General features: G+C 55.5%; 11 protein-coding genes. 1 reads left to right on the top strand and 10 read right to left on the bottom strand.

Annotated features, from left to right (window positions below):
• Positions 1 to 121: 121 nt before the first annotated feature.
• On the top strand, positions 122 to 328 hold the full coding sequence (locus tag OS242_RS01840; protein WP_267149951.1) for a hypothetical protein: 207 nt from the start codon (positions 122 to 124) through the stop codon (positions 326 to 328).
• A 283-nt stretch (positions 329 to 611) separates the two neighbouring features.
• Here the strand turns inward: OS242_RS01840 and OS242_RS01835 are convergent, their stop codons facing one another.
• From OS242_RS01835 to ligD, 10 genes are all read right to left on the bottom strand, one after another.
• Positions 612 to 2,336 (bottom strand): alpha-amylase family glycosyl hydrolase, encoded by a 1,725-nt coding sequence (locus tag OS242_RS01835; RefSeq protein ID WP_267149950.1) that lies wholly within the window; start codon positions 2,334 to 2,336, stop codon positions 612 to 614.
• A 127-nt stretch (positions 2,337 to 2,463) separates the two neighbouring features.
• The gene (locus OS242_RS01830; RefSeq protein WP_267149949.1) at positions 2,464 to 6,909 is read right to left on the bottom strand and encodes a coiled-coil domain-containing protein; all 4,446 of its coding nucleotides are present in this window, start codon (positions 6,907 to 6,909) and stop codon (positions 2,464 to 2,466) included.
• Complete coding sequence (locus OS242_RS01825) at positions 6,910 to 7,659, bottom strand: DUF6063 family protein (RefSeq protein WP_267149948.1); 750 nt, start codon at positions 7,657 to 7,659, stop codon at positions 6,910 to 6,912.
• Entirely contained in the window at positions 7,628 to 9,163 is a 1,536-nt protein-coding gene (locus tag OS242_RS01820; protein ID WP_267149947.1) for a replicative DNA helicase, read from the bottom strand. The genes OS242_RS01825 and OS242_RS01820 overlap by 32 nt, the downstream gene beginning before the upstream one ends.
• Positions 9,160 to 10,170, bottom strand: a complete 1,011-nt coding sequence (locus OS242_RS01815) for a Wadjet anti-phage system protein JetD domain-containing protein (protein WP_267149946.1) — start codon at positions 10,168 to 10,170, stop codon at positions 9,160 to 9,162. The genes OS242_RS01820 and OS242_RS01815 overlap by 4 nt, the downstream gene beginning before the upstream one ends.
• A gap of 138 nt (positions 10,171 to 10,308) precedes the next feature.
• Positions 10,309 to 11,604: an amidohydrolase gene (locus tag OS242_RS01810; RefSeq protein ID WP_267149945.1), complete on the bottom strand. Its 1,296-nt coding sequence runs from the start codon at positions 11,602 to 11,604 to the stop codon at positions 10,309 to 10,311.
• A 37-nt stretch (positions 11,605 to 11,641) separates the two neighbouring features.
• Positions 11,642 to 12,304: a class II aldolase/adducin family protein gene (locus tag OS242_RS01805; protein WP_267149944.1), complete on the bottom strand. Its 663-nt coding sequence runs from the start codon at positions 12,302 to 12,304 to the stop codon at positions 11,642 to 11,644.
• 10 nt (positions 12,305 to 12,314) lie between these two features.
• A complete protein-coding gene (gene mtnA / locus OS242_RS01800; RefSeq protein WP_267149943.1) occupies positions 12,315 to 13,343 on the bottom strand; it encodes an S-methyl-5-thioribose-1-phosphate isomerase in 1,029 nt (342 codons plus the stop codon).
• 33 nt (positions 13,344 to 13,376) lie between these two features.
• On the bottom strand, positions 13,377 to 14,168 hold the full coding sequence (mtnP, locus tag OS242_RS01795; protein WP_267149942.1) for an S-methyl-5'-thioadenosine phosphorylase: 792 nt from the start codon (positions 14,166 to 14,168) through the stop codon (positions 13,377 to 13,379).
• 117 nt (positions 14,169 to 14,285) lie between these two features.
• Complete coding sequence (ligD, locus tag OS242_RS01790; RefSeq protein WP_267149941.1) at positions 14,286 to 15,218, bottom strand: non-homologous end-joining DNA ligase; 933 nt, start codon at positions 15,216 to 15,218, stop codon at positions 14,286 to 14,288.
• Positions 15,219 to 15,224: the final 6 nt, after the last annotated feature.

Genomic DNA, 15,224 nt, shown 5'->3' with positions numbered 1-15,224 from the left:
CTTTGGCTCATTGTATCATGGTGGACGAGGAATCGTCTGCCAGTCGAATGGTAAAAAGCAATCAACATAGCGGTCTACCTCGCGGAGATACTAATGGCACAACACCAAGGGGGTGAGCCGGATGACAGTATCCACGATCAGCACGGTCTCCACCGAGGAAGTCAAACGGTTTGCTGAAGAGATGGCGAAGGAGCTTGGGATTGCGGATTTGTTGCAGATGGAGTGTTGGGCGCATCCGCATTTGAAGGCTGTGGAGCTTGATGAAGGACCTTTGAAATTGCGGAATACTCAGTTGCGTATGCGGATTGGTGAGAATGACAAACATTAGGTTTTCCGATACAAAATGTGACTATACGTGAAATGTCACGGAGAAAAACCGTCAGTTGCGAGGGAGAAAGGTCTCGTGGCTGGCGGTTTTTTGGGTGATAATGTAGGGGGATTTGTGGCTGACGGTCTTCGCTTGCTGAGTGGTCTGAGTTGACGGGGGGGCCTTTCCCCCGCTCAGACATTCATGACAAATGTTATGAAAAACTCGCTCCTCGAAAGGCCCCCCCCCCGCCAACTCAGGCATCGCCCGAGCGGCAGGCGGGTTGTTTTGAAGGCCAAGGGGCTTACTTTTGGGGCGCTGTGTAGGTGGTTTTGAGCCAGTAGTTGGGCTTCTGGTTCGCCGTTGGCGTGTTGTAGCTGCGGATCTTGAAGGTGTACCAGCCGGTGCTGGTCGGTGTGTAGGTGATGGTGCCAGGCTGTGCGGTCGAAGTGTAGAAGTTGTTCGAGGTGATTTTGGTTCCCGTGGGGCCGTCTAGTTCGAGGTAGATGTAGGTGGAACCTGTCCAGGAGGCCGCGTCGTAGTAGAGGTTGGCAGTGATCGGCTTGCCCGACTGGGCATACACGCGCCCGACGGTGACCAGTTGGGTGTTGTCGGCTGGTTTGATGTCAAGGTCGCTCGCGCCCGCGAACTCTTGGGTGACCGCGTAGTTGGCGGTCGCGAAGGTGCCGCCGATGCCGTCTTTGGAGTAGGCAACGTAGTTGTTGGCCGGGATGGTGATGGTCGCCTGACCACTGCCGTTGGTCCAGACGTCCGCCCCTCGACCCGCGTAGTCATGCAATTTGACGTTCGCGCCAAAACCGGTCTGGACGGTGATGGTTCGCGCAGAGGAACCATTGTCGTTGAGCGCTGTGAGCAGATGGTTGCCGCCCATGCGCTCGTAGGCAAAGACGTCGCCGTCTTTCCACCGCTGCTGGGTGCTGCCGGACGCGATTTTTTCGTGAATCCAGATCAGGTTGTCGATGGTCGATTTCATGCCGTAGTTGTAATAGTCTTTGTAGAAGACGGTCGGGTAGCCTTCCGAGGTGAGGATGTAGGCGTAGGCGAGGTGCTTGTTTTTGGAAATCGGGTTGTGCCCGTCGGTGTCGTGGTTTTCGACCCATGTGACCGATTGCGACGGGTTGATGCCGGTCAGTCCGGCATGGTCGAGGCGGCTCATGTCGTAGTACCCGCCGCTGTTCGCCATGCTGGCGAGCTCATCGCGCAGGGCGAAGTCAAAGACGGTGGAGCGGTTGCCCATCGCCGACGAGGTCCACCAGTTCAGGGTGTCGCGGTTGCCGTCCCAGTACTCGCCCACGGCAAATTTGCCCGCCATTGCGCCGTAGTTGAGGTAGTCTTTCAGGAAGGTGTAGGAGATGCCCTTGACGTAGTCAAGGCGGTATCCTTGAATATCGAGGGACTTGGTCATCCAGTCGCCCGCTTTTTTGAGTCCGTCTGCTACGTAGGCGCTGTCATGCGCCAGATCCCGGCCAAAGGACGAGTCGTCGTTGGGGACGTTGGCATCCTGAGATTTGAAACCAGGGTGGAAGTCGTAGTAGCCTTTGCCAAAGCGGCCGTTGCCATTGCCGACGACGCCGTATGCGTCCGCATATTTGAAGTTCCACGAGCCGTCGTCGCCGTTGCGGTGGTTGAGCACCATGTCGACGTAGACATCGAGACCGTTGGCGCGCATCATGGCGACAGACTTTTGCAGGTCCTCCCTCGTGCCCCATCGGGTCGCGACGGTGCCCATCTGGTTTTTGCTGCCCATGTCGTAGTCGTCAAACGGATCGTAGCCGTTTGAGTAGCCGCCCGATGCGCCTTTTGTCACCGGTGGAATCCACACGGCGGTGAAACCGGCCAGTTTGAGTTCGTTCGCCTTGCTCCCAAGGTTGTTCCACCACGAGGTGCCCGAGGCACTGGCGTCCCAGTAGAAGCCTTGCATCATGACGCCTGCGGACGCAGGCTCGACGAGCAGGCTGACTGCGACGACTGACGGTGCGAGGACGGCAAATGCTTTTTTGAAGTGCATGGATGTTTCCTCCCTGTCTGTTAGTGCAAACGCTTTCACGGTTGCTTGACTTATATTATTTGCGAATTTTGTTGCAATTCCTTCTGGGACGAAAAGAAGCCCACTCTTAAGAGTGGGCCTGTAAATATTACAGCAACATGGACAACTGTTCCTCTTCGCCCAAGCGATCCAACGACTTTGGGGCATGATCTTGCAGATAGGCGGTGTGCAACTCTTTCTCTTTTGTCATCACAGCAATGGAAGGATCTTTGGTCGGACGCAGTTTGCAACTGTATACGATCGGGAAATAATCGCGCAGGAATTTCCCCTCTGCGTGCGCCGTCAACGCAAGGATCTGGAAACCCAACTGTTTGGCGATGTGAAAGACGGGGCTCAAGACGTGGTCGCTGGACGCCTTGCCAAAAGGATTGTCACAGATGACGACGCGGTGGTTCAGATGACCAGGCCGCAGATGACCCCGTTTTTCTGCCAAATAGTTGAGGATGCCGAGGAACAAGGTCATGTTTTTGCTCCACTTCTCTCCTCCCGACCAATGTTCGGTGCTCGGCCATTCTGTGAAGGCACCCGATACTTTTCCGTCATTGGTCACTTTGCGACAACGAACTTTGATCGCGTTCGCGGAGTTGATCACCTGCAACAGCGTCGTGGGATGCAGCCACGACTCGACCTGCTTCTTGACCTTGTCTTTTTCTTCATGGCCTTGGGCATTTTTGTATTTGTCTTTCTCCAACTCTTTCATCATCCATTCCAGATGGGCGCGCATTCGCAAGAGCCCTTCTTCATCCTCCCACTCCGGGACGGTGAAGTCGTAGATGTCCTTGACTCCCGATTCGAATCGGACTTTGGTCATCTTCGGAATCGCATTGAGTTCTTGGCAGATGTTTTTGAGGTAGGAGTGCAAATGCGAGATCACATGCTGCACTTGCTGGTCGCTCTCCCGCTGCTGTTGCTCCGCGATCTGGATCACTTGCTGAATGCGAGTGTGCATGGCGGATGACCAGTCCGAGATATCCTGATACGTGATCTTGACCCGCAGTCCATCGAGAATCTGTTGCCGCACGCGCTCTTCCTGCACGTCCTGTGCGAGATATCGTCGGAACTGCGCGATCTGTCCGTTTCGCGCATCGACGGACGTTTGCAGTCGGTCTTTCTGCTCCTGCAATTGCTTGGCAAGTACTTTGACAAATTTCAGTCGCTGGTAAGGGAAATCCCGCTGCTCCTGCTCGCTCAACGCAACGACCGAGAGTTCCGGGTCGCCGATGCTGTGACCGTTTTGCAGAGATAACAGATCGAGTTGATATTTGACTCCTGCCAACTCCTTTTGTAAGGAGGTCGCCTCTCGTTGATCGGCACTGTTTTGCTCCGATCTGTTTTGGATCGAAATGCGGTCCAGTTCCAACTGTTCCTCGATCACTTCCACGCTGGAATCTCCGAACACGGTACCGTCCCATGCGACTTCGTATCTGTCCAAGTACGAGTCTTTTTTTACATCAAAACCTCTCCGTGCATCCTCTCTCGCCTGATCCAATCGCTGATACTTGATCTGAGCCTCATGAAAACGTTCTTTTCGGTCCTTCCAATGGGCCTGAGCCGATTCGACAGCCGCTAGAAGATCACCGGCGAACACCAGTTCTTGATCGATCCAATCTGCGTATTCGTCCAGATAGTGAGCTAGACTTGAACGAATGCGTTTCAGACTTTCCCGAAATTGCATCAATCGGTTCTCAATGTCTTCCTTCCGCGCATTGATCCCCATCAATTTCAAGTCCAGATCACGGATTTGATCCTTTAACACAGGCAAAGAGCTTTGTGTGCTCTGCGGAGTCAGGTCTTGCACCCGCTTGTACAGATCCTCTCCTTGCGTCACATGTTCATTTCCTCTCGCCTCTTGCACCCTTGCCGTAAAGACGGCCTGCTCTTCTTGCAAATGTTTGATCTTTTGTTTCAGGTTTTCAAGAACGCCTTCACACGCAGCCAACCGCGCACGCTCTTGTTCCAAATCCACAAGCGTCTGTTGCCGCTGTTGAGCGATCCCTTCCCAGCGCGTCGCTTTGCGAATCCGGTCTGTCAGATCTCTTTCTTGGTCGTTCAGCAGATCGATCCGACTGATGATCGTTTCCATCTCATCATCAATCCGCTCCTCGTCAAATTCCAAAGTCTCCAAAAGACGAGTGCTGTCCTTGCCTTTTTGCAGAGCCTCGTCCCGCTGTCGCCGCCAGGTCTGGATGAGATCCATCGGATAGTTTGCAAAAAACTGCTTGGTGCTGTGGGCGAGATTGGCGACCTGTTGACGTTCTTGTTCGAGGATCTTTCGTTGCTCTTTTTCACGAGTCGCTCTGTTTTTTTGCTCTTCCAACCAGTTTCGGAACGAATCAGGCTCCGTCAGGTCTTTCCATTGGCGGGGGGTGAACAAATAAGCCGGGTCCTGCCACACTCCTAGCAGATAAGAATGTGCCTGTGCTGTCGTGAGCAGATGGATCGGATGAGTCCACGTGTTTCCATGACTCAGACGTTGCTTGACTTTTTCAAGATCGTGAGCGGCGGTGATGACTGTCATCGGCCAGAGCGGATACATTTCATACAGTTCGTTCAACGTCCGACCAGACTCAGCGGCGACTCGCAGGACATACTGCGTCCCCAATTCGAGTGACGGCAGGTCTTTAAGCGCCCCCTCCACCCATTGCTCCAATTCCGGGTCTGCCGAGAACACGCCGTTCTCCTTGTACAGATCGTAAAAGCGATAAGCCAAACGCTCGCTCTCCAGAGACGTCTCCACCCGCTTCTCCAAATGATGGATCTTATCGTCCAGACGGTGGCGAATCGTCTCTTCCTTTCGATGCAAACCTTGCGTTTCGGAGAGATCGTCCATCACCGATTGCAGCGTTCTCAGCACTCGCTGCTCTTCCTCCTGAAAGAAGGACAGCGTCGACTCGGCTTCGTGCAACGCCTGATTGCTCGCGAGCAAGTCCTCGTGCACTCGTTTGATCTGTCCCCGAAGCAATTCTTTCTCCTGCTTTGTTGTTGTCTTTTGCTTCATGAGCCGAGGCAGTTCGGTTTGAATCGCCTTCAGTTGCTCAGACCATTTGACACGCTGTTGCAGAACATGATCTTTGGGATCGATCAAAATCTCAGACTCAATCTCGCTCATCTGTCCTGCAAAAGTCTCGACCAAAGTTTCCCACTTCGAACGATTTTTCACCAAATCCTCTCGCTTGTCGGCCGCTTGCTTTTCTTGCCCTTCCGTTGCGCGAAGATCGCGTTCGATCTCCTCCAAACGAGTCTGAGCGGCTTGTCTCTGTTCTTGCAAGGTCTGCAAGATCGACCGATAAAGATACGCGGCCTGACTCAGATATTCACTGCGCGCGCGTTCCAAGCTCTCCGTCGTCTGGTCGCTCTCCATGTTCCGCAACTGCTCTTCGTGCCAAAGGATCTTATTTTGCGTCTCTTCGGCATCCGCTGTCATCTGCTTGTATTCAAGACTGCGAAAACGTCCCTGTGCATCCCGCTCCGCCAGTTGAATCTGCTGATAGACAGGGAGGTACGCCTCAAACGCTCGCAATTTTTCTTCATAGGCGATCTTCTTGACCAGTACGGCAAGCCCGGTTTTCCGGCGCTTCCATGCCTCCTCTGCAACTGCCAGGTCATCACGCTCGGCTTTCAACTGCTCCAGCCGCTCCCCCACCTGCTCCAGTTCCGCCGTCATGTTCAACCACAGCGTCTTGCCTTTGCCCTGCAAACGCTGATAATCGTGTTCGATCATGTCGGTTTGCCGGTATCGGTCGACGATGCCTTGCAGCTCTTCGTCGATCTTTTGATATTCTTTCAGTTGCTCGCCCAACGCCATATATTCGCGAAAATGCTCGCGGTGATTTTCAAACAACTTATAAAAATCTTGGGTGCCATTGCTGGCAAGTCCCTGCTCGACAGTCGGGATCAGCAGTTTGTCCACGAGTTGGGTCATCGTCTTGCACCCGTCAAAGAACGCATCGACGCCCCCCTCGGCTCCGTTGATCTTCAACATCGCCTCCCACTCGCCAGGTACGAGACGATACCGCTCTTCCAAATGATCGATATATTCGCCGCGCTTCGTGAAAAACGCTGCGTTGCTGCGATAGTCCCGCGACATGCGATCATAGTACTCTTGGATCTCGTCCCGGTTCGCCACCCGCTTCCCTTTCGCTGTCTCTTTGACAAAAGGGATCTGTCCGATCGCGTGCGGACTGCCTTCCCGATAGTCAAACGCGTACATCAAATACGACAAACCATCCCGCCCCATGTAAAACGTGACGCAGGTGACGAAATACTCGCGCGGCGATTCCTCCAAAATCCATTCAACCGCCACGTGCGCCGGTCCGAGCGATACATCGAGCGTATCTCGCATCTTGCGCTCCGCCATTGTGCTGTTGGGCAACACACATTGAATCAGCGTCTGAATAAAGACCGTCTTCCCGCCGCCGTTTTCCAAAAGCAGTGCCCCGTTGTGCCCGTCAAAGATGAACGTCTCATCGTTGTAGCGCTTGTTGCCCCCTTCATAATTAACGTTGGCAAAGCGAACTTTCGATATCGCCGGCATTTACTCTTCCTCCCCTTGCACCTGATCAAACTCGTACATGAACTGAAGAATGCCGCGGTTGTATTCTTTGTTCATAAAATACCGTTGGATGATCACCTTGGCCTTCTCGGTGAGCACGATTTCTTGATTGCTCTGATCAACAGCCAGATCTTGGTCCTGCAAAAAATTGAAGTAACGTTGCATATAACCAAAACGAGTATTCTGCCGAGCGTCCAATTTCTTGGCATTCTCGCGCAGATGATCCAATTCCCCCCAGCGCTTGACCACTCCAGCCCAGTTCCACTCCAGATCCTCACTGGCCTCTTCCGTCTCCGCCTGATGTTCCGCGAGGCTTTTGATCCGCTCGTCGATCAACCTCATCCATTCGTCATACGTCAAAAAATCACGGGTCGGCTCAGAGCTCTCATAGCTGTTGTAAAACGCGCCAAACAACACCAAGATCGCGAAATACATCAGATACACATCGAGATTGGTCGCCCCGGTGGGGAGATACTGTCTGATCCGGCTGTTTTTGATATGAAAATACGAATCAGTCACCTTCGGAATCAAATACAGATAATCGCTCGTCTTCTCAAGGACCGCATCGACCTCCGCACTGTACAGTTCCGCAAGATCCCGCACAGCGCTGTGCACCGTATAATCGCGATACCCGTCCTGCTCGCGTGCCACCTTGCCCTCTCTCATCAACTGAGCGAACACACGGAAACTGCGCTCCACATCATCGCGATGATACATCTGACTCGTCGTCATTCGATTCCTCTCCCCTGCGCAAAATCATCTCTTGAATGGTAAACCTCTCATGGGGTCTCAGTAGCTGATCGACCTCCTTGACGACGAGCGTTTCTCCCCGCCCGATTCTGTCGACAACACCGTCGAGCAGTCCCGCTTCTTCCGGGTCCGATCCGGGGAAAAGCGGCGAACGTTGATGCAGCAACAGCCAGAACTCATAAAAGGAACGATGTTCGAGCATCGCCACCCCTTGCGGCTGATCTCGCAACCACTCGACAAACTCGGAAAGCCGCGTCTCTTTTTTGCCATGTAAGAACTGATCCACGACCTCCGCTATTTTCATAAAATTCTCTCGTTGGAGTTTGACAAACGGGGGACGCTCCTCTTCCGAGATCGCCGTTGCAAACTCGCCTCTCGCCTCATCCGGCTCTTCGTGCTTTTCCATCCGTTGCGGCGCAAACAGCGTCAACGGCGACCACCCGGCGTATCGATCCAACAACGCCATCGGGCGCACCAAACTGTGCACCGCTTTGGGTGGAAGCGGGGAAGCGACCGTTCGGGAGACAAGGTCCTGATCAAAATTCAGCGAAGCCCGGCCGACATGATACAGTGACTCTTTCGCAGCGTGCAACACCTTGCGCTTTAACGTGATGCTTTCATCCAAAAGAGTCCGATGCAGATGATGCACCTGATGCAGCTCATTGGCGATCTTGACGATCAGCCGATACGAACGTTGCTCTTTCTCCCCTTGCTGATCGTACTCAAACTTTTGACGGGCCGTACGGACAAACTCTTCCAGATCGGCAAACTCCGCCTGCTCGCGCTCCAGCCGATACGTGATATCGTCCACGAGTCGGCTGTACCGGTCCTGAGTCTCCGACGAGACGATGTTCCGTTGCACTTCATGACCCAGTTGAATCAACTTTTTGCGCAATTCCTCCACCGCGACACGCATCTCGTCGATCTCCCGCAACGCGCTGTTGAACTCACCTTTTTCAAGCTGTTTTCGCAGGACCAATTGGTTGATGGAGATCTGATATTCGCTGAAATACTCCTTTGTGGCAAACACCAGTTCCAATCCCCTGTCTGTCAGTTGGTAATACTGGCGATTCTCTTTGAGGTTGTAGTCCCTGACATCCAGCAACGTAAAGTAATACGTCTCCTCTTTTCGCGTCTCCCAGTCGTACACCGTGAACGATTTGCGCTGACCTGTCGGGTCTCGAAAAGCCTCGACGATCTCACGAGCCAGTTTGATAAACCCTTCGCGGTCTTCACGGATGGGACCGTCTGCATTTTGCTGATACAAAAACTCGCCGAGATCATCAATCGACGTGTCGCGGTTGCGTGTGAGCATGCTTTCAAAGAAAAACAACAATCCCAATACACCAAGGGAAAACCAATCGATCGAATTGCCTTCCCGGTCCGTTTTTCGCTTTGTGCTCAATTCAAATAAAGGGGCAAAGATCGACAAACGTTGAATGCGTTCCCCAAATCCTTGCAACAGATCCTGCATTCGGTCGCTCATGCTTCACGCTCCCAATAGATCCCCCACTCACGGGAGGTCACCGCTTCTTGCGGCAGATAGTGGCCTGTGCCCAGCATCGTTTGAATCACATGCGCCTCGTCCTGGCCAAACTGTGACGACAGTGCTTGCAGAGCTTCTGCCTGCACTCGATGATGCTCTTTGCCAGGGACTGCACGTTTCTTTAGTAACTCCCGATACAACTCCAGAGCAGGCTGTACCTGTCGCGATTGGAACAAGGAATACCAAATTCCAATCCCTTCATAATCCAGATCGCCGAAATAATAAAACTCGCACTCACACTGTTGATCGAGCCCGGTCTGCTGATCGATCTGCCCGATATTGGACAAGATCGTTTTTCCTCTTCCGAACGTCATGGTCGTATAAAAGGTCTGACGATGAAACCCTTGAAGCAGAGCGTGGAACGGCGTCTTGTTCTCGATGATGAGATGCCTGTGCCGGGAGTGCTGAGCCGCCTGTCTGTGAACGGCGATCATCAACGGCTCCGGGATCTGTACGATCCCGAGTTGTTCCAGAGAGAGTCCGAGGCGTTTGATTGTCTTTTCTCCACCGCCCTCTTCCAACCACTTCTCATCGCCGACCATGTGAAAGGAAGCCTCGGGTATTGGAATCCCCGACACTGAATCGGTGCGATGCTGCAAGTATAGGTCAATCTGGTGAATCCAAGGCAGATCGGCGTGGAAAGCGGATCGTCCGAGTTTGTAGTAAGCGTCTAAACTGATCATCGGATGCAACCTGACTTGCTCGCTGCGCAGTTGTTCAAAGAAATCGCCTTGCAACTTCGTATGCGAAACGCGATATTTTTTTGGCAATTGCGGTTCTTGACTGTTGAGATCTTTCATTCCTTCTAGTAGGCCGTCTGCCATCAACGTTTGAACATGCGCAGCGAGCGTCCGATACTCGATCATTCGAAATTCTTCCTGTATCGTCCGAAGTTCGATCGTCTTCTTCTTGTAAGCAAGAAGAAATTGTTGAATCTCTGAAAACATACACCCATTCCTCTTTCTATCAACTATAAAATCTTCTAGACCTATTATATCTGGAAATTGTTCAAGGAGGTTAGGCGTTTTTAGACAAAATCAAAGACCAGCGATGTGATCGCTGGTCTTTGGTGTACTGCTTATTGATTAGGCGAACAAACGCGCACACACGCGCTCGATCTCTGCGTAGATCTTCTTCTCATCCATCGTCAGCACGTTGCGGTTTTCGACAACGAGCTCGCCGTTGACGATGACGTGCGTCACATCATGCGACGACGCGGAGTACGCGATGTGCGCGATCATGTTGTGGCGCGGGTGGAAGTGCGGTTGGTCGATGTCGAGCAGGATGACGTCGGCCAGAGCGCCCGCTTGCAGGGTGCCCAGTTTGTCTTCGAGGAACAGGGCTTTTGCGCCGTCCTTGGTCGCCATCTCGAGGGCTTTGTAGCCGGAGATCGCGATGGAGTCTTGGTGGACGCCTTTGTGCAGCATCGCGGCCATGCGCAGCTCTTCGAACATGTCGAGGTTGTTGTTGGATGCTGCGCCGTCGGTGCCAAGGCCCACGGTCAGGCCGGCATCGAGCATTTTCTTCGCCGGTGCGACGCCGGAGCCGAGCTTGAGGTTGGAGTCCGGGTTGTGCGCGACGCGCACGTCGTATTTGGCCATGATCGCGATGTCCTCGTCGCTGAGGTGTACGCAATGCGCCGCAAGGGTCGGGCGGGTAAAGACGCCGAGTTCCTCCATCAGCTGGATCGGGCTCATGCCGTGCTGCTCTTTGCATTGCTGGACTTCGAACGCCGTCTCCGAGAGGTGGATCTGGATCGGCAGGTCGTATTTCTTGGACTCCTCCACGACGCTCTTCAGGTAGTCCGGCGGGCAGGTGTACGGCGCGTGCGGGCCAAACATGACGGTGATGCGGCCGTCCGCTTGCTTGTGCCATTTTTGGTTGAACTCGATGGCCTGCGCCTTCGACGCCTCACCCTTCGGCGGGAACCCGATCAGACCGCGGGAGAGCACGCCGCGGATGCCGGCGTCCTGAGTCGCGCTCGCCACACCGTCCATTTCGAAGTACATGTCGGTGAAGGTGGTGGTGCCGCCTTTGAGCATCTCGAGGATCGCCAGTTGCGTGCCCCAGTAGATGTCGTCTGCGGTCATTTTGTCCTCGATCGGCCAGCAGCGCTCTTCCAGCCACTGTTGCAGCGGCAGATCATCCGCGTAGCCGCGCAGCAAGGTCATAGCCGCATGGCCGTGCGTGTTGATCAGGCCCGGCATCGCCAGTTTGCCTTTGCCGTCGATGACGCGGTCAAAGCCTTCCGTGGAGCCCGTGTACAGGCCCTCGCCGATCTCGGAGATGCGCTGACCTTCGATGATCAGGTAGCCCTCTTTGATGTAGGTCTCTTCGGTAACCGGCACGACAACCGCGCCGTTGATCAAAATGCGTCCCATTTTCTCTGTCTCCCTTCGACTCTACGAACGTGATGCCTCACTTTTGTCCATACGAAGTTTTATAAGCATCCCGCAACCACTCTACGTCTTCGTGTGAGAGCAGGAAAGGATTGCCGAGTTGCTTGGCAACGGCAAAGATCTGGGCGCTCTTTTCAACGACCTGCGAGACGCGCAACGCCTCGGCAACGGTGTCGCCGACTCCGACCATCCCGTGATTTGCCAGTAAAACAGCATTTTTGTTGCCCAGAGCTTTGACGGCGTTGTTCGCCAGTTCGGTGCCGCCCGGCAGCGCGTATTTGGCCACGGAGACGGAGCCGCCGACGACCTGCGCCATGTCTTCCACCAGCGGCGGGATCTCTTTGTGCACCACCGCGCAGGCACTCGCGTAGAGGCTGTGGGTGTGCATGACGCCAAACACGTCCGCGCGGGCGCGGTAGATCGCCAGGTGCAGCAACAGTTCGGAGGTCGGCTTGAGCGTGCCGCCGACTCTTTCCTCGGTGTTCAGGTCGATGACGACGAGCATGTCTTCGGTCATCGTCTCATATTCGACGCCGCTCGGGGTGGCGACGATCAGATCGGTGCCCGGCACGCGTGCGGTGACGTTGCCCCACACGGCGGTGACGAGGCCGGTGGCGTGCATTTTCTTCGAGGCTTCGACGACTTCTGTTTTGGTCCTCGAAAGGTCTGGATGGTCAATCATGCTGTTCCTCCTACTTCAAGCGGCTCATCGTGTCCGTGTTCGGATGTTTCACGACGCCCTTGTCGGTAATGATCGCCGTGATCAACTCATGCGGCGTGACATCAAACGCCGGATGCAGCGCCGGCACGCCCTCCGGCACCATGCGCTGGCCGCCGATAAAGACGACCTCGTCGGACGAGCGTTGCTCGATCTCGATCTCGGCTCCCGTCTCCATCTCGTAGTCGAGCGTCGACATCGGAGCGGCCACGTAGAACGGTACGCCGTGGTGCTTCGCCAGCACGGCCAGCGAGTAGGTACCGATCTTGTTCGCCGCGTCGCCGTTTGCCGCGATGCGGTCCGCGCCGACGATGACGAGATCGACCATGCCTTGTTGCATCAGGTAGCCCGCCATCGAGTCGGTGACGACGGTGACCGGGATGTTGTCGCGGTGCAGTTCGAAGGCGGTCAGGCGTGCCCCTTGCAGGTACGGACGCGTCTCATCCGCGTAGACGGAGACGTTTTTGCCGGCCTCTTGCGCCGCGCGGATCACGCCCAGCGCCGTGCCGTAGTCGACGGTCGCCAGCGAGCCGGTGTTGCAGTGCGTCAGGATGCGGGCGTTGTCCGGGATCAGCGGCAGGCCGTTCTGCCCCATCGTCTTGTTCAGGCGCACGTCTTCCTCCGCGACCAGCTCCGCCTCGCGGTTGATCAGGTCGACCAACGCCGGTACGTCGAGGTCGGAGTTGCTCTCGATCAGGCCGCGCATGCGCTTGATCGCCCAGAACAGGTTGACAGCCGTCGGCCGGGTCTTGGCGAGGCGTTCGCACACGCCGTCGATGTAGGCGAGGAACTCGCCTTTTTCCAGCTCACGGCCTTGTTGCGCGCCGATGGCGACGCCGTACGCAGCGGTCGCTCCAATGGCGGGTGCGCCGCGCACTTTCATTTTTTCGATGGCTTCAGCCACCAGTTCGTATGTATCGCAGGTGTCCCAGATCTCGTGTTCCGGGAGTTTGGTTTGATCCAGGACGTCGAGCGTCCGGCCGTTCCAGCGCAAAGGTTGCATAGCGTCTCGTCTCTCCTTCAGTCTGTCTGATACTTACAGCGAACCCAGTTCGGCCAAGGCGTGCGGGCAGGCGCAGGTGCGCTCCCCGGTCCCGCGCTCGATCACGCGGAAGAACAGCTCGCGAATCTTCTGCACGTTGTCCTTCATCGTGTCGATCACCTCTTGGTGAGTCAGCGGATGCGGCGCGATGCCCGCGCAATAGTTGGTGATCATGCCGACGGTCGCATAGCACATCTCCGACTCTTTGGCGAGGATCACTTCCGGGACGGTGGTCATGCCGACCACGTCGCCGCCCCAGGCAGCATACATGCGGATCTCCGCCGGCGTCTCAAAGCGCGGTCCTTCCGTGCAGACATAGATGCCGCCGTCGACCAACTCGATGCCGTGCTCTTGCGCGGTCTCGCGGACATGCCCGCGGATGCGGCCGCAATACGCGTCCGACAGGTCGATGTGGACGACGCCCTCCGGCGCGCCTTCATAGTAGGTCAGCGGGCGCGACTTGGTCATGTCGATGAAATCATCGACCAGCACGAGGTCGCCCGGCTTGTACTCCTCTTTCAACGAGCCGACCGCAGCGGTCGCCAGCACGGTGTGCACGCCGATCTCCTTGAGGGCGCGGATGTTCGCCCGGTAGTTGATCTTGTGCGGGGCGACGCCGTGGTTGTAGCCGTGACGCGGCATAAAAGCCACGCGCTTGCCCGCGTAGGTGCCGAGCGTGATCTCTGCGGGGCCGTATGGGGTCTCTATCGTATGGCGTTCTGCGTCTTCAAGCAGAGCGGGATCGTATACGCCAGTCCCGCCGATGATCGCATATTCCGCATTCATCTCAGGTTAAGCCTCCTAGCTGGAAGAAAAAATCAGGTCATACCCATTTAAACAGAGGAACGATTCGTTCGTCAAGGTGATCTTGAAAATTCGTAACCACCAGAGGAGTTACTATTTCTATTTCAACGGATGATGCTTGATAAAATGCAGGATCTCTCCGATGTCTGCGCCCGGACCCGTCATCGGGGCAAACAGGTCGCCGAGATCCTCGATCCGCTTTTGCATCGTGCGGATCGTAAACTGGCCGGGCAGCACGCCCGCTTCGATCTCCTCCCACCGCAGCGGCGCGGAAACGGCAGCAGACGCGACGGCGCGCGGCGTGTAAGGGCCGGACAGCGTCTTGCCCTTGTGATGCTGGAGATAGTCAAAATAGACCTTGTCTCCCCGGTCTTTTTTCAAGCGCTCGACGGTGCAGATCTCTGGCGCCTGTTGCACCATAAACTCCGCGATGAATTTGGATACCACCCGCGTGTCGTCAAACGTGTAGCCCTGAGCCAGCGGCACAAATACCTGAAGGCCCGTCGCCCCTGACGTTTTCGGATAGCTCGGCAGTCCGAGATCATCGAGCGCCGCTTTCAAATGCAACGCCACCCGGCACGCCTTGCGAAACCCTTCCGCGTCGACCCCCTTCACGGTCGGGTCGAGGTCGAAGGCGATGTTGGTCGGCCGATCCAGATCGCCGATCAGCGAGTACGACGGATGCAGTTCCATCGCCGCTTGATTCGCCAGCCACACGAGCGTCGCCGTATTGTTGGCGAGGATGTACTCGATGTCCCGCTTGGAGTCGTCCGACCAGACCGGATGCGTTTCGATCCACTCCGGCGCCCCGTCCGGGATGTTTTTCTGATAAAAAGACTTCTCGTGAATTCCGTTCGGAAACCGGATCACCGTCAGCAGCCGCTCGCGGTAATGCGGCAACATCACGGGCGCCATCGTAATCATGTACTGGATGTATTCCGCCTTCGTCACGCCCGCTTCCGGCCACAGCACCTTGTCGAGGTTGGTGACATGTACCGGATACTCGGCCATCAGCGTATGTCCCTTTGCCATCGCGCA

The sequence above is a fragment of the Tumebacillus lacus genome (assembly GCF_026410385.1).
Classification (GTDB): Bacteria; Bacillota; Bacilli; order Tumebacillales; family Tumebacillaceae; genus Tumebacillus; species Tumebacillus lacus.
This window is presented reverse-complemented; position numbering and strand designations above follow the sequence as displayed.

What these genes read in the sequence shown, in the direction of transcription:
- OS242_RS01840 (WP_267149951.1), top strand. Translation starts at nt 122, where the DNA reads ATGACAGTATCCACGATCAGCACGGTCTCCACCGAGGAAGTCAAACGG.
- OS242_RS01835 (WP_267149950.1), bottom strand. Translation starts at nt 2,336, where the DNA reads ATGCACTTCAAAAAAGCATTTGCCGTCCTCGCACCGTCAGTCGTCGCA.
- OS242_RS01830 (WP_267149949.1), bottom strand. Translation starts at nt 6,909, where the DNA reads ATGCCGGCGATATCGAAAGTTCGCTTTGCCAACGTTAATTATGAAGGG.
- OS242_RS01825 (WP_267149948.1), bottom strand. Translation starts at nt 7,659, where the DNA reads ATGACGACGAGTCAGATGTATCATCGCGATGATGTGGAGCGCAGTTTC.
- OS242_RS01820 (WP_267149947.1), bottom strand. Translation starts at nt 9,163, where the DNA reads ATGAGCGACCGAATGCAGGATCTGTTGCAAGGATTTGGGGAACGCATT.
- OS242_RS01815 (WP_267149946.1), bottom strand. Translation starts at nt 10,170, where the DNA reads ATGTTTTCAGAGATTCAACAATTTCTTCTTGCTTACAAGAAGAAGACG.
- OS242_RS01810 (WP_267149945.1), bottom strand. Translation starts at nt 11,604, where the DNA reads ATGGGACGCATTTTGATCAACGGCGCGGTTGTCGTGCCGGTTACCGAA.
- OS242_RS01805 (WP_267149944.1), bottom strand. Translation starts at nt 12,304, where the DNA reads ATGATTGACCATCCAGACCTTTCGAGGACCAAAACAGAAGTCGTCGAA.
- mtnA (WP_267149943.1), bottom strand. Translation starts at nt 13,343, where the DNA reads ATGCAACCTTTGCGCTGGAACGGCCGGACGCTCGACGTCCTGGATCAA.
- mtnP (WP_267149942.1), bottom strand. Translation starts at nt 14,168, where the DNA reads ATGAATGCGGAATATGCGATCATCGGCGGGACTGGCGTATACGATCCC.
- ligD (WP_267149941.1), bottom strand. Translation starts at nt 15,218, where the DNA reads ATGGCAAAGGGACATACGCTGATGGCCGAGTATCCGGTACATGTCACC.